The sequence below is a fragment of the Campylobacter geochelonis genome (assembly GCF_013201685.1).
Classification (GTDB): Bacteria; Campylobacterota; Campylobacteria; order Campylobacterales; family Campylobacteraceae; genus Campylobacter_B; species Campylobacter_B geochelonis.
Genome location: NZ_CP053844.1, coordinates 1459298 through 1480684 on the forward strand (window position 1 = coordinate 1459298; position 21387 = coordinate 1480684).

Genomic DNA, 21387 nt, shown 5'->3' on the forward strand with positions numbered 1-21387 from the left:
TATATTTTATAAAGCGCTATAATTTAATCACAAGCGCAAAGTATCTGCAGAATAAATTTATAATTAATTTTGACTCAAGACAAGTTAAAAACTTTTAAAGGGGTTTTTAACTACTATGCTGTCGATGAAAAACAAATACATATACCGTTCCCGAATTTCTGAAAAGAAATTTTGTGAAATTCTCAAGTATTTTTGCCTTGATTTAGAAGCTGTAAAGATAGCTGAAATTTGTAATACTTCTAGAAATTCTATCAATAAAATTCTAAAAGATATAAGAATTTTAATGGCACAAGAATGCGAGAAAATTTCTAAATTTGATGGCGAGATAGAAATAGATGAAAGCTACTTTTTACTTCGCTTTGCTAGTAACTGTAAACAGAAGAAGCTATAAGAGTAATAGGCAAAAGAGGCATAGGTGCAGCTAATAAACAACCAGTATTTGGTATGTTAAAACGAGATGGTAAGGTCTATACACAAGTAGTTAAAAACTGCAGTGCAAGTGAGCTAGTGTCAATATTAAGAGAGTTTAGTGAGCTAAATAAGAGTATTATTTACTCTGATAGTTGGAGAGCTTATGATGGTTTAGTGGATTATGGAGCAAAAGCTCATTACCGTGTAAAACACTGCAAAAATGAATTCGCTAATGGTAAAATTACATAAATGGTATAGAGAATTTCTGGGGTTATGCAAAGCATAGGTTAAGTAAATTTAAAGGCATAGAAAAGATAATTTTATATTGCACTTAAAAGAGTGTGAATTTAGGTTTTAATAACAGAGAAAACTTATATCAAATTTTACTCAAATTGATAAGAGAAAAACCGCTTAACTTGTTTTGAGCCAATTTATAGTTAAATTTTTTAAAGCATAGTTTTCATACCCAATAAAATCATAAGCGGATTGTGCTATTTAAGACGCTATTTAGAGTATAAAAGCACAAGTAAACACGAACCACCAAAATGTTTTAAAAACGGCTTACTCAACTTCATAAAAAGAGTTTAAAATCTCGCTATATAGGTTATCAAGCTCTAAATTTAGCTCTTTTTTAAACTCATCTTTACCACTCATCACATTTTCATAAATCTCTTTTTCAAACTCATCTTTAGTTAAAATTTCATCTGATTTTGTGATAACATAGTCTAGTCCAAACCAGCTTGCAACCGCAAAAGCAGGCACACACACAACCGCTGCTGGACCACAAACCGTACCACTAAATGCTGCACTTGATGAAGTGGCGATTTTAGCGCTTGATTTTAGCGCTGTTTTGCTAGCCGTTTTTGCTAAAGTTTTTGCAGCCACTCCAGCGCCCATAGCCGTAATCGCACCAGTGCCTAAAGCCTTGTTTAGATGATATTGTGATGAGAAAAAATTAGTTAAATTTAAATCTAAATTTAAGCTAACTCCTTGTGAGCTAGCTAGGTTTTGCACGTTTTTTAAAAGCTCATTTTCATATCTTTTAACGCCAGTTTCAACCAAATTTAAAAGCTTTACTTCAAACTCTTTATCAAAACTATCTTTACTAAACTGGCTAAATTTTTCCTCTATAAATTTAGTCGAGTTATCATCCCAAACACTATGCCAAAGCACGATATAATCGCTTATAACAGAGTATTTAAACTCAGACATCTTTCTTGCTAAGCTTAGCGCTGCTTTTTCATAAACTAAGTCAATGTATGAGTTTATCTCATCTTTGCTTTTGGCCAAATTTAGCTTTAAAGTTTGATTTGTATCGCTACTAAATTTAGCAAAGTCACTAGCTTTTACATCAAATTTAATGCCATTTTTAATCACTATTTTAACAAGCTTTTCAGTCTTTGTTATGGGCGTTTTTTGCTCACTTTTAATATCTAAATTTATATAACTTAAAAACATAAAAACAGCCATAACATAAGCTAAAGTAAAAATAGTACGCAAAAAATAGCCAAATTTTACGCCATCATTTCTAGTGGTAAAAAACAGAGAAAAAAGGTGATTTAACGCAACGAAAAAAAGAAATTTATTAAAGATATTAAAAAGCAAAATGACAAATTTATACTCGCTAAAAGCAGCATTTTCAAGCCAAATATAACTTGAGTTAAGATAAAAAGAAAACGCGCTAATCTCTGATAAAAAATAGCAAGAAAAAGCGCTTGTTGGATTTTGCGCATTTAGATACTCAAAATATCCTAAATCCCCAAAACTAGGCGTTTGAATGATAAAAAGCACTCCATAAACAAGCGAAGTAACAAAAGCAGAAGTTAAAACAATCCACCTTTTTGAAGCAAATCTAGCATATCTTAACTCACTTTTAAGCCATTTTAAAATACTAAATTTAACCAAAATAAATATAAATAAAGCTATTAAAAAATCAAATAAAATTTCAGTTTTATTTATACTTAAAAGGTTAAAAACAAAAATAAAGCTAAAAAAAGCTGCTAGATAAAACGAGCTAAAAGATATAAGAATTTTGCCAGAAAAGATTTTTTTTAAAAAGCTATTATCTTTAAAAATAGCCTTGTTTAACGATGTTTTATAAGCAAATTTATAACTGAAAATTTCAAGATAAAAGCAAAAAGCATAAAAGATAAAAAATGCTAAAACCCAAACGCACTCAAGCTTTTTAACAAAAAATATAAACAAAAAAGTTAGCACCAAAATAGCTAAATTTAACGCTAACTTTTTCAAAACTAAACCTGAAATTCTGACACTAAACTTGGATTAAAGCTGTTATCAACAAAACGCGTGAACTCCTTTTGAAACACCACTTCAACCGTGCCAAGTGCGCCATTTCTGTTTTTTCCTACTATGACTTCAGCCTTTTCTTCTTTGGCATTTGGCACAAATTTAGGCGTATAGCTTTCCATATCTTTACCCTCATTTAGCGCCCTTTCATACCGCTCTTTCTCCTCTTGCTCGGCATAAACATCATTTCTATAGACAAAAAGTATAACATCAGCGTCTTGCTCTATCGCGCCACTTTCACGCAAATCGCTAAGCATAGGTCGCTTGTTTGATCTTGCTTCAAGCCCACGATTTAACTGAGAAAGCGCAACTATAGGTATGCCTAACTCGCGTGCTAAAAGCTTAAGTCCACGAGAGATTTCAGCGATTTGAAGGTGTCTTTCGCTAAAGTTGCTGCTACTCATCATAAGTCCGATATAATCAATCACGCACAAGCTTATCTCTTCGTGTTTTGCCTTGAGTTTTCTAAGATTTGTCCTTATCTGATGGATATTTACATAGCTGTTATCATAGACAAAGAGCTTTTTTTCCATCATGTTTTTGCACTCATCACCAAAACGCGTAAACTCATCATCGCTCATATTTGCTGTTAGGATGTTTGAAAGCGGGATTGAAGTAGAAGCGCTTATCATACGCATCATAAGGTGCGCTGCTGGCATCTCAAGCGAGAAAAAAACCACGCCTTTGTCTAAATTTAAACTTTTTTGAATGACATTTAAAACAAACGCTGTCTTTCCCATACCAGGGCGCGCGGCGATGATGATAAGTTCGCCTTCTTTAAAGCCTTTTGTGTATTCATTTAAATATCTAAAACCAGTATCAAGCCCTACTAAGTCCTTATCGGCTGCCTCTTTTTGCTTTTTCATCTCAAGCATTAACTCATGGATGATTTGATCGCTCTCTTTTATAACACCACTTTGTCCACCCTCAACCAAAGCATAAATTTGAGAGCTGATATCATCTACCATCTCTTTTGCTGGTTGATCTTCATTAACTTTCGTTGGGATTTTGTGTGCTACGGCAATCAAAGCTCTTTTTACACTTTTTTCTTTTAACTCATCGGCATATTTTTTGATATCAATTATCGAATTTGTCGCTACAATCTCGCCAAATGTTACCTCATCAAATTTATTCCCCAAACGCTTTTTAACAAACGCAAAATCGATTGGCTCATCGTTATTAACACACTCAAGTATCGCTTTATAGATATCTGCGTGCGCTTTTAAGTAAAAATCCCCATCATTTATAAGCCCATAAACTTCGCTAAAACCATCTTCGCTATATAAAATCGAGCTTAAAATCGATCTTTCCATATCAAGATCGTATAAATTTGAAGGCATATTATTTGTTTGATTCATGCTCTTTTACCTCCTCTTCAAGCTCTTTTAAAAACCGCTCAACAAGCTCATCTTCTTTTAGTCTTGCAACAACCTCGCCTCGCCTCATAACAAGCCCGCTTTCTTTGCCAAAGGCGATGGCGACATCAGCGCCTTTTGCCTCTCCTATGGCATTTACAACGCACCCCATAACAGAGACATTAAGTGGAATTTTTATGTGTTTTGTCTTTTCTTCAACGATTTTTATAGCTTTTACAAGATCGCTTTGAAGCCTACCACAAGTTGGGCATGAGATGATATTGAGCCCACTTTTTTGTCTGCCACTATCTTGTAAAATCGCCTTTGCAACGCGGATTTCCTCTTCTAGCTCACCTGTTATACTTACTCGCATCGTATCGCCGATACCCTCAAGTAAAAGCCCACCAAGCGCAATCGCACTTTTAATCGTCGCATGAAAGGTTGTCCCAGCCTCAGTAACTCCTAGATGAAACGGATACTCGCAAAGTGGGCGAAGAGTTCTATAAGCCTCCATCGTGCTAGCTACATCGCTACTTTTAAGTGAAATTGCTATATCGCTAAATCCAAAATCCTCTAAAAGCTTATAATTATACTCAGCAGAAGCTACCATTCCAGCGACGCTTCTTCCAAATTTAGATTCAAACTGCTCTTCAAGCGAGCCTGAATTTACGCCTATTCTAATGGGCAAGTTTCTCTCTTTACACGCATCAACGACTGCTTTAATGCGCTCTTTTCCACCTATATTTCCTGGATTTATACGTATCGCATCAACAAATTTAGCCACAGCTAAAGCGTGACGATAGTTAAAGTGAATGTCAGCGATAACGGGAAGTGGGCTTTGCTCTTTAATCTGTTTAAGCGCGCTAATATCCTCTTTATCTAGCACCGCGCACCGAACTATATCGCACCCTGCAAAATAAAGTCTGTTAATCTGCTCTAGTGTAGCGGCTACATTTTTGGTTTTTGAAAATGTCATAGACTGCACGGAAATTGGCGCATCACCGCCAACAGCGACATCTCCAACAAAAAGTTTTTTGGTTTTAAATCTTTGCATAATCTTCCTTTTAGGTAGAGCAATTTTACATAAAAGTCATTTAAAAGCTACTTTAAGCAAATTTAGATAAATCTGCTTAAAGGCTTAGTTTTAATAAAATTTATAGAAGTGATTTACTGGATTGCAACCATGACCTATTTTATGGGCTGATTTTATCGCGTTAAAAATATACTCATTTGCAGCTAAAGCAGCGTCTTTTGCGCTCATTTGATTAGCTAAATTTGAAGCGATTGCACTTGAGAGCGAGCATCCTGAACCATGCGTACTATCGGTATCTATGCGCTCATTTTCGATATATGTAAACTCAGTGCCATTATAAAATACATCTAAACTCTTGCCATCAACTTTTCCAGCCTTTAAATAGACATTTTTACATCCAAATTTTAAAAGCTCTTTGCAAGCATTTTCAAAGTCTGTTTTGCTCTCTAGCTTTTTGCCTAAAATCTCTTGTGCTTCAAATTTATTTGGTGTGATAACAGTTGCTAGTGGAAAAAGTTCCTCAACAATCGCCTTTTTTGACTCGCCCTCAAGCCAAATATCGCCATTTTTACAGCTCATAACAGGATCAAGGACAACTGGAGGTAAATTTGGCACTTTTTTAAGCGAAGCAGCAGTTGCTTTTATGATTTCTACGCTTGGGACAACGCCGATTTTAACGGCATCTACTTTAATGTCATCAAAAATCGCATCGATTCCATCACTTATCATTTTTGGCTCTATTAGCTCCATGCCAAAAAGCCCTTTTGTGTTTTGCGCTGTTGTAGCCGTAACAACGCCCATCGCATAAACGCCATGCGCGATAAACACTTTTAAATCCGCTATCAACCCAGCGCCACCACTTGGATCAACACCAGCTATGCTTAAAACATTTTTCATACAATTCCTTATTTTAAAAATTTTGTAAAATTATATACAAAGATAGCTAAAAAATGGTTTTTCTAAAATAATTTTTAGCTAAAATCCACGAATTTTATCTATTAAATTAATATAAATTTTATCTCTTTTTGCATATTAAATTTATATATTTATAAGTTAAAGCAAAATTTCCATCAAAATGAGCCTCTAAAAGCTTAAAATTTTCTTTTGTGAGTTTGAAATTTCCATTTAAGTTGTTTACGCCAGTTTGTTTTAGGTGGTTTAAAAGCTCTTTTAAACTACTAAATTTAGCGATGATTTCTTCGTTTTTAACGCCTAGAATTTCAAATTTAACAGCAAATTTTTCTTTTATTTCACTGTTATTTTTATACTTTAAACTCTGCTTTGTAAAACTGCTAAGTTCTTGCAGTGTTCCATCGCAAAACATAGAAAATGCTAAAATTCCATCATTGTTTAAGCTAAGATAAAGTTTATCTCTTAATTTATCTAAATTTTCTATCCATTGAAAAACGGAACTTGAGATGATAAGATCTAGTTTTTGTGGTAAATTTAGTGTTAAAATATCGCCAATTTGCGTTTGAAAACTAGCCATAAAATCACTTTTATAAATATCATTTAAAACAAGCTCGTCGTATTTTAAACTAGATATAACACGCCTTGTTAAAACACCACTTCCAGCGCCTATCTCATAAATTTGAGCAAATTCGCTTCTACTTTTTACAACCATTTTTAAAAGTTCATCTGCTACTATTTTTTGAGCGTATGCAAACTCATCGTATCGCTTAGCGCTTTGGAATTTCAAGTATCTCTCCAAAGCTTTTGTAGTAGAAAAATGGAAAATGAGGCGCGTTTATAAACTCTTTTTGACACTTAAACCACTCGCATGATTTTGGTGGAAAAACAAAGTCTTTTTTAGAGATGATAGCCTTATCCCAACAAATGGAATCAATGGCTTTTTTATCTGAATTTTTATAGATATTTTCTAGCTCAAGTTTGGCGTTTTTGTTAAAAGAGAAATTTATCTTTTCAAGATCTTTTAAAAAGCAAATCTTTTTAAACCCATCAAAATCAAACTCATCAATGCTTTTTTCAAACGCCATTTTTGCTATACCAAACTCATCATCAATGCCACAAGGCGTGCCATTAATTGCTATAGCTTTTTTAAACTCAAACCCTTTTAGCGCCAAACTACAAGCCCAAACTCCCATAGACCAAGCCACCAAATACAGCTCTTTGCCTTGCAAAAAAGATGTATCAAGCTTCATATCGCAGTAGTCATAAACCACGTATAAATCAAACTCGCCAAGCTCTAAGTGCTTTACACACTCTGGCAAAAACGAGTATCCTAAAAAAAGCAAAACAACCTTGCCGCCACTGTTTTTAACAATCTCTAATTTCATCTAATATTTCTTTAAGTTTTTCTAATTCACCTGATAAAATATCGCCTCTAAGGCTTAACCTTAGTCTTGATGCGTTTGGCAAAACCGTTGGCGGGCGGATAGCTGGAGCAAAAAATCCAACATCAAAAAGTTTTTTTGAGAAAAACAACGCCCTTTCGTTTGAGCCGACAACGAATGGAAATATATGGCTACTAGCTTCTAAAAAATGGATATTTTTTTCCAAATTTGCTCTTTTTTCGCTAAAATCTTTAGTTAAAACAAACAAACTCCAAGCGATATTTATACTAGGAATTGCTGTTGAGTATATCAAACTTCTAGCTGAATTTATAAAAATATCCTTAAAATCACTACTGCTTAAAAGCACAGCACCATTACTTCCAACGCCCTTGCTAAGCGTTATAAGTAAAAAATCTATATCTTTATAAACTCCTAAAAAATGGGCATTTCCAAATTCATTTCTTGCAAAAAATGAGTGCGCCTCATCTATGTATAAAAAGAGATTTTTATACTCTTTTTTAAGCTCGACTAGTTTAACAAGATCGCAACTATCGCCATCCATGCTAAAAATAGCTTCACTTAAAATGATAATTTTTTCAAATTTATCTTGATTTTGTTCTATTAAATTTTTTAAAGCTTCATAATCAGAATGCGGATATCTCTTAAAATTTGCTTTACCAAGTTTTAAAGCATCTATCATGCTTGCATGGATTAACTTATCGCATAAAAAAAGTGTTTTTTCGCTACTAAGAGCTGAAATAACGCTTAAATTCGCACAATACCCAGAGTTAAAAATAAGAGCTTTTTTACTAGCAAACTTTTTTTCAAACCACTCCTCAAGCTCTAAAAACACATCACTTGAAGTGTACACCAACCTACTTGCTCCAGAGCCAAAAAACCACTTATTTTTTGCGCAACTAGCTAAAAACTCATCTCTTAGCGCCTCATCGCTTGCTATACCAAGATAGTCGTTACTGCCTAAATTTAGCAGCTTTTTACCATTATACTCTATAAATTTAGAGCATACTTTACTGTTTTTAAGCTCTCTAAAGCTACTATTTTGTTTTGCTTTTTCTATATCAAACATTTTTCTACCTAAATATTTTTTGTGATTATATCAGTGCGAACTTAAATTTAAAATCAAAATATGCTTTAACTATGTACTCCAGACACTATTAACCACAACTAACCTTAAACATAGCCACCATAGATAAATAAATCCAGCGTTATTAGTATCATCATCAACAAGCCCATGTGAAATATCGTTTCTAAGATTATAAGGGATTTGATTTATTAATAACATTTTTAACTCTTCAACTAAATTTATGCCAATAAGTTCTATTAATTTTTCTTCTTTTAACAACGAGTTAATGCTCTTTTCACTTTCAATACCATGTTCATCTAAAATAGTAGTTTTAACATAATTTTGTTTAAGAAATGTTCTTATCAAATGTTCAATTTGCGGAATTAATATATGAACTGATGTAAAAAATTCTCCTTCAAATCCAAAGTATAACCCCTCAGTCCAAATATTTACTCTATTTGGCAAAACTATCGATGAGTTTTTACAAATATCAAGCAAATATTCGCGATTAACTCTATGCTCTATTAAAAATTGCTCTAACGCAGGAATAATACAACCCTCAACCATAAGCTCGAAGTGAATCTTGTATTCTGATGCAATATATGCATCAAATGGTTCTTTACTTGCAATCATTCTTCCATCATTAAAATAATATTTTTGAATTATCGTACTGCATAAAGGAAACATATATTTTGCTTTATTAAATTGCAATTTTATTTTATTGTAATTTAAAAGCGATACAACTGTTCCTAAAGCCAAAATTGCTTCATTAATACTTTTATTTTTAATTTTATTTATATTATTTTCAATCAATTCGGAAATATCAATATTTGAATATATTCTTGACGATTCAGCTATTCCTAATTGATTACTTTGAGTATATTTTAAATATAAGTTATTTAATTTATTTTGAATGCAAAATTTACCTTTGTACTTAGCAGGGATACTATGACATTCCCATATGGCTCTGTTGTAAAAATGAGAAGCTGTTAAGTTATAAAGTTTGCTATCTCCTAAATTTTCAAGATTTTGTATTATTTTGACAGTTAGCTCATGTTCTTTATCTTCATCATCGTGTTGAAATTTATGATACCATTCCCTAGCACTCATTAAATAATCATTAGCTATGCTAAAATCTTGATTTTCGATAAATATTAAAGCAAATTTTTCTAGCTTATTTACTATTTTATAAAAAATTTCTTTTGTTATATATTTACCAAATAATATCAATAAACTACTCATTCTCTTACAATTTGCAGTTTTATCAAATTCTAATTTTTCAAAAGACTCCACAACTAACTCAAGCAAATCATCTATAGGTTTTTTTACTTTTAATGTTAAATAGATAGCTCTCTCATATGCTTTTAGGGCTTCTGCAAATTCTATAGATATTTTGGTATTTAAATCAAATTTCTTATATGCACTTAGAGCTATTTCTAAATACTTAATATTTCTATGTTTTTTTATAATCCATAATATATCTGCAATTTTAGATTGTATTCTATAATCTTTACATTCTTCAATAATTTTTTCAAGAAATATAATTTCATCTATCTCTAAATCATCTGGCAAGAATGTTCTTTTGCCTTTAAATTTAAACATTGGTGAATATGGGTCGTTCATGCTTTGCGGTTTTATAGAAACAGAACAAATTTTAGCTAACAGCGACAAAATTTTAGCTTTTTTAATGTTTCCAGCCTCTTCTTCTTTTTGAGCATTTTCTGCAAACACCAAAGAGTAAAACAAGCAAGTCTTTAAAGATGATAACTCTATAATTTCCATATAATTAGATTTTTTAAAGTCACCTAAATTTAGCTCGATATTATTTTTATTCATATAGCCTCTTTTGCTATTTTCTTATCTAAAGGTAGCTTTTTAAAATTGTTTTCTTTAGTTGGTACTAAAATAATATACTTAACTTCTGATTTTTTAAGAATAAAAACATTTTTAACTAAAAATTTTTTCTCTTTAAAATTTTTAGTTATGTTTGAATCAATACAAATCCCAGTTGAGTTTTTATCACACTCCTTAATATATTGAAAATTATATTTTGTAATTTCTGTTTTATCAACAAAAAAATTATTTATATAATTACCCACATTTAATTTTTTTATAATATAAGGAGATAAAATAGATATAAATTTTGAGTAAAAACTATATCTAAAAGTAAAATTTATAATTAAAATTATACAAAATAAAATAAAAACAACAATGTAAACTACATTTCTAAAACTCTCTATTTCAAAAGAAGTTGATATGACTTCTTTGTTAAATGCTACAAAAATGACAGCATAGATAGTTGCAAGCAATGTTGTAAATATCACTGTAAGATAAAATCGTTTAGATTTATTGCACGAAAATATAATTGTAAATAAAACAGTAATTATAAAATATATCATAGCAATTGCAAGCAAACTATAATTATATTTTAAAATTAAAAATAGAGCTAAAAATATAAAAATAAATAAATATAGTATAAAAAGACTATATTTTGCAGTTAAATACAACCCTATTAAAAATTTATTTTTAAGTATGTTGCTATATTTATCATATAAGGATATATTTTCAAAATTATATTCAAGCGGTATTATAAAAGTAAAATATAATAGCAACCCAAAACTGATTAAAAATAAACAACAAATTATATAAGCTTTATATACATCACTATTTATTTCAATAAAAACTCCCAAATATAAATAATATGAAGTAGGGATAATTACCGCTATAATCAATATAGATACTGGTATAAAAATAACTATATTTTTTAATGTAAAAAATATAGTCGCCATTCTATTTATATTTTGATTGTAAAAAAATCTATATAACTTATTTTTTATATTGAATTTATTTATCCTATCATTTTCATTAGAAATACTATTTATATAATTAAAAATTTTATACTCATATTTTATCAAAATCTTAAAAATTATCTTGTTATTATCGCTGATATTCTTTTGATTTTCTTCATATGCTTTACCATTTTTGTTGTTATTGGAACATAAAAGACTATAATTTTCATCTAATAAATTAACAATTATTTCTAAGTCGTTTCTAACTATAGTATTTTTATTGTAATACTGACAGCATTCTTGTATGAATATTTTAAATTTTTTATATTCGTTCACAACACTCCTTAAAATATAAATAAAAAAATGCTAAATATTATTTTATACTTTTAAATTTAAACTTTATATATCAACCTGTATTTTAATATAGTTATTGGTCAAATTTAGTTAAATCTAACCAAATTTGGGACTATTTAGCCCCAAATTTAGATATGATTAAAAGTAATTTATCGCCCCATTACTCTTCTTCTTTAGCTATGCCATCTTTTGCGTGAGCTTGTAAAAATCGCAAAATTCTAGCTTTTTCAGCGTCGTTTATCTTAGCAAAATACTGCATAGCAGATAGATACGCATCCCACTCATTCATCGCGTGTTCGGCTGGATGGTGACCTGCGTGGCAAGATGTGCAAGTATCATAATACACCAACTCAACTTCCTCCCACGATGGATACTCGCGTTGGCTTAAATCAGAGCTTTTTACAAAGTATTTAGCACCACTTTTTGCCTCGCCACTTGTTATGTTTAAAAAAGTTATAAGTGGAGCACTTTTATAAGCAAGAGCTGTAGCGTTGCCATCAACTTGCTCGCCTTTTACCTTTATAAGCGTTAAATCACCATCTTTTTTAACAACCTCAACTGGCGTTCCTTCATAAATTTCACCAACAACCGCCTTGCTTTTTTCATCTAGCAAATCAGTTTTTACATTATATATAAACGCACCTTTTGCAAACGCAAAGCTTGATAAAACCGCTATTAAAACTAAAACTTTTTTCATATTACGCTCCTTTTACCACTGGAGTTTTTATGCCAGCATATGGCTTGACTTCAACTTTTTTAATCGCAACTAAGCAAGTATTTACCGATGTTGCTTGAGCCATTGTCGATGTTGGGAAAGATGGAGTTAGGACATTTATATGACCTGCATTACATCTTGGTTTTTCATCATCTATATTTTCTGGATCATACCATGCTCCTTCTTGCAAAGAAAGCACTCCACTCATTATATTTTTTGTGACAACAGCCCCAGCTATCACGCTTCCGCGCTCGTTATATACTTCAACCGCATCGCCATCTTTTATGCCAAGTTTTTTAGCATCTTCATCATTTATCATCACAGGCTCACGGTTTGTTACCTTATAAGCTTTACGAATAAAGCTGTTATCCATCTGTGAGTGAATGCGATATGTTGGGTGTGGGCTAACTATGTGAAATGGATAAGCTTTTGTTTTTTCTACGTCCCCAAGCCACTCAGTTGGCTCAAACCACATCGGATGACCTTTAAAATCATCTAGTTTAAACTCAGCAAATTTCTGTGAATAAATTTGTATTTTACCGCTTTCTGTTCTTAGCTTATTTGCCACTGGATCTGCTCTAAACTCAGCGTGTCTTACATACTTTCTAGCCTCTTCTGATGGTTCAAAATGCACAAATCCTTTTTCCCAAAATTCCTCAAAGCTCATATAATTTGGACAATCGCTTCTTTCATAAAAGCCTTTAAGCAACTCCTCTTTGCTCTTGCCACCACCACTAAATTTACGCCACTGACGCTCTCCAACTAGCTTTGCCATCTCTTCAAACACATCATAGTCATTTCGCGCTTCAAAAAGCGGCTCAACAACCTTTTTCATCGCATAAACATAGTCTTGTGAGTATGAACCACCATAGCTTATATCATCTCTTTCAAGTGGAGTTGTAGATGGTAAAACGATATCTGCCATCTTCGCTGTTGGTGTCCACCAAGGCTCATGCACAACAACCATATCAAGCGTTCTAAGTCCCTTGATAAGCTCATTTGCGTTTGGTTGATGACCAAGAGTATTTGCTCCAACATTATAGAACACTTTAAATTTAGGATAAACTATCTCTTCGCCTTTGAATTTAATCTTTTTACCTGGATTTAAAAGCGCTTCGCCGATTCTTGAAGCTGGAATTTTTGCTCTAACTTTGTTTTTGCCTTGCGCTAACCCGCCAGGAAGCATAACACCACTAAATGCTTGTCCGCCACCTGAGTAGTGCATAGAAAAACCAAATCCCCCACCAGGAAGTCCGATTTGTCCGATAAATGCTGCTAAAACTATCAACGTCCAATCAACTTGTTCGCCGTGTTGTGCTCTTTGCATAGCCCAGTTTCCAGCTAAAAATGTGCGGTTGCTTACAAAAGTATCAGCCAAAGCTGTTATGATTTTTTCATCTACGCCTGTGATTTTTGCTGCCCAAGACGCTGTTTTTGCGACTTTATCCTCTGTTTTTCCAAGTAGATATGGCAAGAATTTATCAAGTCCATCGGTGTATTTTTCAACAAATTCTTTATCGTATTTGCCGCTTGTATAAAGATAGTGCATCATGCCAAGCATCAAGGCTACATCGGTGTTTGGCCTGATTTTAACCCATTGTGCATTAAAGCGTTTTGCAATCGGAGTATATTGTGGGTCAATCGTAATAAATTTGATATCTGATTTTGCGTATTTATCATAGTATGGGTTGTTTCCACGGTTTGCGACTTTGTAATCGATTTGATTACATTTAAACAAATCCGCACCCCACATAACATAAACTTGTGTATTTTCAAGTATAACTTCGTGAGCAGTTTGAAGCGAATACACTTCCAAGTCCCCAACTATCGTAGTATTTACCTTACCGGCTGCGCCGTTACTATGCTCGCCATCCATTCCAACAGCGCCACCAAAAACTGTGTTTAAAAAACGTCCCGCTGTAGCTGAACAGTTATGAAGTGAGCCTGGATGTCCCCACGCACCATAACTTGCGTTATAAATCTCTTCTGGTTTTACACTTTTAAGCTTATCTAAGATTAGCGCCATAGCTTCATCCCAACTAACTCTTACAAACTCCTCTTTGCCGCGAAGTTGTGGTGCGATTTTAGAAACATCGCCTTTTGCTTCAAGATAGCTTTTTCTAACGCAAGGATATTTTATACGAGTGTCGCTATAAACTCTATCTATCCACGCTTCGCTACCTGGATATTTTGGGTCTTTATCAGACTCTTGTGGGTGAATTTTTACTATCTTGCCATCTTTTACATCAGCGTAAAATGCTCCGACATTTGAAGCATGTGGCACTGTTTTTACGCCTTTTTTCTCATCTGCTAATAACGGGTTTGCACTCGCTACTACCGTAGCTGCCGCAGCAGTTGATTTTAGAAATTTTCGTCTTGAAATCGACATATTATCTCCTGTTTAAAGTTAAATTTACACTAGATTATAGTTAAATTTTTCATTAAAAAATCAATCTTAAAATTAAATTTAACTTATTTTTATACAATAGATAAAAAAATTTATAAATGAAGGATTTCCAATTTATACGAAGTTAAATAATCTCTCCGTTCTTGTGGTCTCAGATGATATATTTTTACAAAATAAAATTAAGTCAAAAAGCGATATTTTTAAAAATTTATTTTCTGCAACTGGTAAAAATTTTTTACATCTTTATCTAAATTGTAATGTAAACATTGACATTATCGTGCTTGATTTAGACATTCTAGAGAACTTTAACATTTTTACCATCTTAAATATGAAGCCCAAACAGCAGTTTCTTTTTTTAGCAAAGGATAGAAAAGTTTACCAATCTTTGTTAAGAAAATTTAGCGGTGGAGCATCAGCTGTTCTTTTTAAACCAGTTAAATTTAGCGCTATTCTTGACAATATTGAACTTTTAGTCTTGCAAGATAAAATAAATACCATTAAACTAAACAGCTATATACAAGTTGATATCTTAAAAGAGCAAATTTATGAAAACGATACTCAGCTTTTTTTAACAAGCAAAATGCATAAACTCATAATCATGCTCGCCTCAAATTTAGGCAAACTTACTACATTTGAGATGATAGATGAAGTAGTTTATGATAGCGAGTCTAGCTCAAGAGTTGTCATGCAAAATTTAGTCGGAAACCTAAAAAGAAAGCTAAATTTAAACATCAAAAACGTCCACTCAAAAGGCTATATTTTGTATACTTCATAACCTAAATTTTCACCGGCAAGTTCTTGTTTTGACTGTTTTGTTGTATTCTAAGCTAAAAGCAAAATGTATTCAAAAGTACTAAAATGCTTGTAAGAAAGCTGTTTTTGGTAAAAATTTCTATACAAATGCTAATTAACACAATAAATATATGCAACATAGCTTCTAAACATCGAAATTTACGTAAAAATATAACTTAAAATAAATTTTAAATTTATGAATTAAAAAGATTATAGCAAAAACAAAAGTAGCCTACTCGATACCAAAATAGTGATTGTTGGCTGATTTTTCATCGCTTTAAAAGCGTATCAGCAATATAAAAAATAACACAAATAAATAAAAAAATGATAATCAACCAAAATATTTTTATCAAATTTAGCACCATATACAGCTTGCGCTTTTTAAAGCCTTCATCTATATAAACCCTAAAATTACCTCAGCCAAGCCACTTTAGTAGTTACGTAAAATACTTCAAAAGTATCAAATATATCAAACACAGCAAAATAAAATATATAAATAAGCGTAAGTTTTATCTGCCCAAATGCGCTTTTTCTTGATTTTAAAGGTTTTAAATATGATTTTCGCTTTTTAAGTTGTGAAATTTTAACTAAATTTATTTATAGTTTAAATTTAGTTTTATTTATTATAAAATAATTAATATTTTATTTAAATTAGTAAATTTGCATAATAAATTTCTTAAATTTAAATTTTTAACATAAGCGAGATTAAAGCAAGCAAGATATAAAAAGCGTTTTCTAAATTTACATACAAACAAACACAAAGCGCCCAGAAAACAAGGCAAAATAGAAAAAATATCTTATAAATTTATATTTTGACAACTTAATTTTTATAAAAATTATCATAAAAACAGCTTCTAAAAATAGTAAAACAAACTAAGCATTTTGTTAAGAGAATCTATCAAAAAATGTTTAACTTTGGTATAAATTTAAACAAATATATTTTTAAATAAGTTAGAATTTTTAAAAAGTTGCAAACAAGCCGATTTTAAATGCAAATTAAAGATAAAATGTTTGATAAAACAGATGGTAAAGTTGATTTTAAGCGATTTTGTATAAATTTGGATTTAAATTTAAAAACCCCTTGATTAACAAGGGGTTAAGTTTTATAAAGCTTTTAAAAAGAGCTTTGAAGTTAAGCCGATGAGTCAAAGACTACATCATGCCGCCCATTCCACCCATACCGCCCATGTCTGGCATAGCTGGCATTGCAGGTTTATCCTCTTTTATATCGCTAACTGTAGCTTCTGTAGTTAGAAGTAAGCTTGCTACGCTGACTGCATTTTGAAGCGCTACACGGCTTACTTTAACAGGGTCGATTATACCTGCTTCAAACATATTAACATACTCGCCAGTTGCAGCGTTAAATCCAAAATTTTCAGCTTTTGCAGTTGCTACTTCATTTGCCACAACGCCAGCGTCAAAACCAGCGTTTTCTGCTATTTGTCGAAGTGGGGCAAAAAGCGCTCTTTTTACGATACCAGCGCCTATAGCCTCATCACCACTTAACTCTAAGCTAACTTTTAAACTAGCTCTTACAAGTGCCGCGCCACCGCCTATAACGATGCCTTCTTCAACTGCTGCTTTTGTAGCACTAAGCGCGTCATCAACTCTATCTTTTTTCTCTTTCATCTCTGTTTCAGTTGCAGCGCCAACTTTGATAACAGCAACGCCACCGCTTAGTTTTGCAAGTCTTTCTTGTAGTTTTTCTCTATCATAATCACTTGTTGTCTCAGCGATTTGTGCTTTGATTTGAGCTACTCTTGCATCGATTGACTCTTTTTTACCAGCGCCATTTACGATAGTTGTGTTATCTTTATCGATTACTACTCTTTCAGCTTGTCCAAGATCAGTTATACTTGCACTATCTAGCGTTCTTCCAAGCTCTTCACTAACTACTTCACCACCTGTTAAGATAGCGATATCTTCAAGCATTGCTTTTCTTCTATCGCCAAATCCAGGAGCTTTAACCGCACTTATGTTTAGCACGCCACGAAGTTTGTTTACAACTAAAGTTGCAAGAGCCTCACCTTCGATATCTTCAGCGATGATTAAAAGTGGTTTACCAGTTTTTTGAACTTGCTCTAATACTGGAAGCAAGTCTTTTAAATTTGCTATTTTTTTATCAAAAAGCAAGATATATGGGCTAGCTAGCTCAACTTGCATTTTCTCAGGATTTGTGATGAAATATGGGCTTAAATAACCTCTATCAAACTGCATACCCTCAACGACATTTAACTCATCGTTGATTGATTTTGCCTCTTCGACAGTTATAACTCCATCTTTGCCAACTTTTTCCATCGCATCTGCTATAAGCGAGCCTATAACTTCATCTGAATTTGCTGAGATAGTTGCTACTTGAGCTATCTCTTTTTTATCTTTTACAGGCTTTGAAATTTGTTTTAATATCTCGATAACTGCAGCTGCTTCTTTATCCATTCCTCTTTTTACTTCGATTGGATTTGCGCCAGCTGTTATGTTTCTAAGACCTTCTTTAAAAATCGCATGAGCTAAAACCGTAGCTGTTGTAGTGCCATCTCCAGCCTCATCATTAGTCTTGCTTGCAACTTCACGAACTAAGCTTGCGCCCATATTTTCGATTGTGTCTTTAAGCTCTATCTCTTTTGCAACGCTTACACCATCTTTTGTAATCGCTGGAGCACCAAAGCTTTTTTGGATTAGCACGTTTCTGCCTCTTGGCCCCATTGTTACTTTTACTGCATCATTTAGTTTTTTTACGCCGTTAAATAGTCTATTTCTTGCGTCATCTGAAAATATAATCTCTTTTGCCATGATTTTTCCTTTTATTTTAATTTACCTAAAACATCTTCTAAATTTAGTATAAGATACTTTTTCTCATCTATACTAACTTCGCTACCAGCGTATTTTGCAAAGACAACTGTATCGCCAACTTCTACATCCTCACACTCTTTACCGACTGCTACGATTTTACCAGATGATGGTTTTTCCTTTGAGGCGTTATCTGGAATGATAATGCCAGACGCTGTAGTTTTTGTCTCCTCTTCGCGCTCTACTAAAACGCGTTTTCCAAGTGGTTGAAATTTCATATTTCATCCTTTCGTTTATTAAATTTTATTGATATTTTTAGCACTCAAGCTTTTTGAGTGATGAAAGTATATGCAAATTTTTAATTTTTGTCAATACTTAACGCTAAATTTATCATAAACTTTTAGTCTTTTTGACTCAAGTTTTATAATACAAACCAAACCAGAGTATTAACCAAATTTTGATACAATAATGTAACATAAAATAAAGGAGATTTCATGAAATTTTTAAAAATTTTATCAATTTTCGTTGTAGTTGTCCTAGTGGCACTATATATCATCTTATTTACCGGCTTTGGTAACAACCTTGTAAAACCATATATAGAAAAAATCGCCAAAGAAAAGAGCGGTTATGATGTCAAACTTACCAAATTTGACCTAAATTTTGGTAGTCTTGACATAAATGCAGTTCTTAATGGCGAAATTATGGCAAATATCGATGGTAACTACTCGCTGTTTTCTCAAAGTTTTGACTTAAACTACAATGTTTTAGTAAAAGATTTGCAAACTTTTAAAATAAAGCTTAACGAGCAGATGGGCTTAGCTGGGCGAATTCGTGGTAAAGCTGATGACTTTAGTGTAAATGGCGTTGGAAATATGCTTAATTCAAACGTGCGTTTACTGGCTACTTTAAAAGATTTTAAACCTTTTGATGTAGAACTTAATGCAAAAGGGCTAGATATACAAAAAGCTCTTGCTTTACTAAACAAACCAGCCTATCTAGTCGGTAAAATCGACGCTGTAGCAAATATAAAAAATGCCGTTGGCACTGCGCAAATTCTCTCTGATGATATGGCGCTAAATAAAGAAGCTCTAAAAGATATGAATATAACTTTAGACTCAAATTTAGCTCTAAATTTAACTTCAAATATAAATCTTGATAAAAACATCGTCTTGGCTAGCACAAATTTAGCATCAGGCTTAGCAAATTTAAGCGCAAAAAAGACTGAGTTTAACCTAGATAGCAAAGAGTTGCTTAGTGATTTTAAAGTTGAAGTTACAAATTTAGCAAACCTTGAGCCACTTATCAAACAAAAACTTAGCGGTAGTTTAAACGTAGATGGGGCGCTAAAGTTTGCAAATAACAAACTTGAATTCGTTGATTTTGCTCTTAAGGGTTTTGGTGGCGAAGTCGTTGCTAAGCTTCAAGATAGTACATTAAACGCTACAATTAATGGCATAAAAACACAAGAACTAATGGGCGTCGTATCTATGTCAAAAGCCGTAAACGGCGTGATAAATGGCACTGTTTTGATAAATGATATCTATCAAACTGCTAATATAAAAGGCAATGCCAACATTAAGATAAGCGATGGCTCAATCAACCCAACTGAGCTTAAAAAACTCGCAAATTTAGACTTTCCTAAAAACAACAACTTCGCACTAAACTCAACAGTAAAAATAGAAAATGGCGTTGTAAATTTAGTCTCAAATTTAACTTCAAATTTGCTTAACGTGCCAAGCGTTACAGCAACGTATGATTTGAAAAACAAGGATTTAAGTGCTAAATTTAGTGGCGTTGTTGATGATTTATCAAAACTTAAAGAATTTACCAAACAAACCCTAAACGGAAGCGTTAAAGCTGATGGCGAAGTTAGTATGAAAAACAACGCTCTTTCAAGCCTAAATCTTGATGTAAAAGCGCTTGGTGGCGCGATAAATGCAACCTCAAATGGCAAGAATTTAGAAGCTAAAATAACTGGGTTAAATTTAGCTGACATTTTTGGACTTATCGGTCAAGAAGCCCTTGCTAGTGGAAATTTAGAAGCGACGCTGAATTTAAGTAGTATCGATATAAAAAACCTAAATGGAAAAGCAAATTTAAAGCTAAACGGCGGCGTTTTATCGCAAAGTGGACTTAGTAAACTACTAAATAAAGAGTTTCCAAAAGGGGTAAAATTTAGCGCAAACGCAGATGTAAACATAGCAAATTCCTTAGCAAATTTTACATCTTTAATCAGCTCTGATTTAGCAAATTTGAATAAATTTGATGGAAGTTACGATATCAACAAGGGCGAGTTTAGCGCAAACTACAAAGCAGACATTAAGGATTTATCAAAACTTGCATTTTTAACTGGGAAAAAACTTGTCGGGCAGATAGCTTTAAATGGAGATATTAAAAAAGATGCTAAAAATTTAGTCATAACATCAAATTCAGACCTTTTTGGCGGTAAATTTAAAGCAAATTTAACAAACGAAAAGCTTAAAGCAACGCTTGATAAATTCCAAATCCCAGGACTTACAAAAATGCTTGATTTTGGCGATTTTTACGAAGGAATCGGCGATATGGTATTTAACTACAACACAACCGCGCAAAAAGGCGATTTTCACGTAGATATAAACAACGGTAGATTGAAAAAAAGCTCGCTAACCACCGCTGTTAGCTTAGCTGCAAGGCGCGATATCACACAACAAGTTTTTAATGACTCATATATAAAAGGAAATATTAACAAAAATTTAGTCGATTTTAACTCTATGATGAAAGCGCCAAAAATGGACTTAAATGTCACAAAAGGCACACTTGATACCACAACTTCTCGCATTAATATACCTGTTTCAATCAACATCGAAAAAACAGATATAAAAGCAGAAATTACCGGCACGACACAAGAGCCAAAAGTCAAAGTTAGCTCAAACTATCTTGAGAAAAAGTTAGAAAAACAGCTTGATAAAGGACTTGATAAACTTTTTGGCACAAAAGATGAAAAAAACAGCGATGGAAGCGTTAAAGAAGATCCAAACAAAGATATCAAAAACCTTATAAAAGGGCTTTTTTAAACAAAA

15 protein-coding genes and 1 pseudogene are annotated in these 21387 nt (G+C 32.5%); 3 read left to right on the forward strand and 13 right to left on the reverse strand.

Translation table 11 applies throughout. The annotated features are described in order from the left end of the window. Nucleotides 1–115 precede the first annotated feature (115 nt). Nucleotides 116–836 (forward strand): annotated as a pseudogene (locus CGEO_RS06635) (IS1595 family transposase). Between the two features lie 136 nt (nt 837–972). Here the strand turns inward: CGEO_RS06635 and CGEO_RS06640 are convergent. From CGEO_RS06640 to CGEO_RS06690, 11 genes are all read right to left on the reverse strand, one after another. Then, nucleotides 973–2661 carry a hypothetical protein gene (locus tag CGEO_RS06640; RefSeq protein ID WP_075540442.1) on the reverse strand — a complete coding sequence of 563 codons (1689 nt, stop codon included), beginning with the start codon at nt 2659–2661 and terminating at the stop codon, nt 973–975. Between the two features lie 2 nt (nt 2662–2663). Then, a complete protein-coding gene (locus CGEO_RS06645; protein WP_075494910.1) occupies nt 2664–4058 on the reverse strand; it encodes a replicative DNA helicase in 1395 nt (464 codons plus the stop codon). A gap of 1 nt (nt 4059) precedes the next feature. After that, nucleotides 4060–5127 carry a flavodoxin-dependent (E)-4-hydroxy-3-methylbut-2-enyl-diphosphate synthase gene (gene ispG, locus CGEO_RS06650; protein WP_075540441.1) on the reverse strand — a complete coding sequence of 356 codons (1068 nt, stop codon included), beginning with the start codon at nt 5125–5127 and terminating at the stop codon, nt 4060–4062. A gap of 90 nt (nt 5128–5217) precedes the next feature. Then, nucleotides 5218–6003: a bifunctional hydroxymethylpyrimidine kinase/phosphomethylpyrimidine kinase gene (gene thiD, locus CGEO_RS06655; protein ID WP_075531784.1), complete on the reverse strand. Its 786-nt coding sequence runs from the start codon at nt 6001–6003 to the stop codon at nt 5218–5220. A 118-nt stretch (nt 6004–6121) separates the two neighbouring features. Beyond that, on the reverse strand, nt 6122–6805 hold the full coding sequence (locus CGEO_RS06660) for a methyltransferase domain-containing protein (RefSeq protein WP_075494851.1): 684 nt from the start codon (nt 6803–6805) through the stop codon (nt 6122–6124). Beyond that, on the reverse strand, nt 6786–7403 hold the full coding sequence (locus CGEO_RS06665) for a pimeloyl-ACP methyl esterase BioG family protein (protein ID WP_075531786.1): 618 nt from the start codon (nt 7401–7403) through the stop codon (nt 6786–6788). Before CGEO_RS06665 ends, CGEO_RS06660 begins: the two co-directional genes overlap by 20 nt. Continuing rightward, a complete protein-coding gene (locus CGEO_RS06670) occupies nt 7384–8487 on the reverse strand; it encodes an aminotransferase class I/II-fold pyridoxal phosphate-dependent enzyme (protein ID WP_075494854.1) in 1104 nt (367 codons plus the stop codon). The genes CGEO_RS06665 and CGEO_RS06670 overlap by 20 nt, the downstream gene beginning before the upstream one ends. Nucleotides 8488–8556: 69 nt before the next feature. Next, nucleotides 8557–10320, reverse strand: a complete 1764-nt coding sequence (locus CGEO_RS06675) for a DUF7380 domain-containing protein (protein WP_075540440.1) — start codon at nt 10318–10320, stop codon at nt 8557–8559. Next, nucleotides 10317–11609, reverse strand: a complete 1293-nt coding sequence (locus CGEO_RS06680; protein ID WP_075540439.1) for a hypothetical protein — start codon at nt 11607–11609, stop codon at nt 10317–10319. The genes CGEO_RS06675 and CGEO_RS06680 overlap by 4 nt, the downstream gene beginning before the upstream one ends. A 178-nt stretch (nt 11610–11787) precedes the next feature. Then, on the reverse strand, nt 11788–12324 hold the full coding sequence (locus CGEO_RS06685) for a hypothetical protein (protein WP_075531787.1): 537 nt from the start codon (nt 12322–12324) through the stop codon (nt 11788–11790). Nucleotide 12325: 1 nt separating this feature from the next. Continuing rightward, nucleotides 12326–14731, reverse strand: a complete 2406-nt coding sequence (locus CGEO_RS06690; protein ID WP_075540438.1) for a molybdopterin-dependent oxidoreductase — start codon at nt 14729–14731, stop codon at nt 12326–12328. Between the two features lie 163 nt (nt 14732–14894). Here CGEO_RS06690 and CGEO_RS06695 point away from each other — a divergent pair, with 163 nt between their 5' ends. After that, a complete protein-coding gene (locus CGEO_RS06695) occupies nt 14895–15524 on the forward strand; it encodes a helix-turn-helix domain-containing protein (RefSeq protein ID WP_242647962.1) in 630 nt (209 codons plus the stop codon). 1169 nt (nt 15525–16693) lie between these two features. Here CGEO_RS06695 and groL read toward each other — a convergent pair. Next, entirely contained in the window at nt 16694–18331 is a 1638-nt protein-coding gene (groL, locus tag CGEO_RS06700; RefSeq protein WP_075494865.1) for a chaperonin GroEL, read from the reverse strand. 11 nt (nt 18332–18342) lie between these two features. Then, a complete protein-coding gene (gene groES / locus CGEO_RS06705) occupies nt 18343–18606 on the reverse strand; it encodes a co-chaperone GroES (RefSeq protein WP_075494867.1) in 264 nt (87 codons plus the stop codon). Between the two features lie 216 nt (nt 18607–18822). On the opposite strand from groES, the gene CGEO_RS06710 reads away from it, so the two are divergent. Then, a complete protein-coding gene (locus CGEO_RS06710; protein ID WP_075540437.1) occupies nt 18823–21381 on the forward strand; it encodes a translocation/assembly module TamB domain-containing protein in 2559 nt (852 codons plus the stop codon). The last annotated feature ends 6 nt before the right edge of the window (nt 21382–21387 follow it).

Coding starts and splice junctions, on each gene's coding strand:
- CGEO_RS06645 (WP_075494910.1), bottom strand. CDS start 4,058: ATGCCTTCAAATTTATACGATCTTGATATGGAAAGATCGATTTTAAGC.
- ispG (WP_075540441.1), bottom strand. CDS start 5,127: ATGCAAAGATTTAAAACCAAAAAACTTTTTGTTGGAGATGTCGCTGTT.
- thiD (WP_075531784.1), bottom strand. CDS start 6,003: ATGAAAAATGTTTTAAGCATAGCTGGTGTTGATCCAAGTGGTGGCGCT.
- CGEO_RS06665 (WP_075531786.1), bottom strand. CDS start 7,403: ATGAAATTAGAGATTGTTAAAAACAGTGGCGGCAAGGTTGTTTTGCTT.
- CGEO_RS06670 (WP_075494854.1), bottom strand. CDS start 8,487: ATGTTTGATATAGAAAAAGCAAAACAAAATAGTAGCTTTAGAGAGCTT.
- CGEO_RS06675 (WP_075540440.1), bottom strand. CDS start 10,320: ATGAATAAAAATAATATCGAGCTAAATTTAGGTGACTTTAAAAAATCT.
- CGEO_RS06685 (WP_075531787.1), bottom strand. CDS start 12,324: ATGAAAAAAGTTTTAGTTTTAATAGCGGTTTTATCAAGCTTTGCGTTT.
- CGEO_RS06690 (WP_075540438.1), bottom strand. CDS start 14,731: ATGTCGATTTCAAGACGAAAATTTCTAAAATCAACTGCTGCGGCAGCT.
- groL (WP_075494865.1), bottom strand. CDS start 18,331: ATGGCAAAAGAGATTATATTTTCAGATGACGCAAGAAATAGACTATTT.
- groES (WP_075494867.1), bottom strand. CDS start 18,606: ATGAAATTTCAACCACTTGGAAAACGCGTTTTAGTAGAGCGCGAAGAG.
- CGEO_RS06710 (WP_075540437.1), top strand. CDS start 18,823: ATGAAATTTTTAAAAATTTTATCAATTTTCGTTGTAGTTGTCCTAGTG.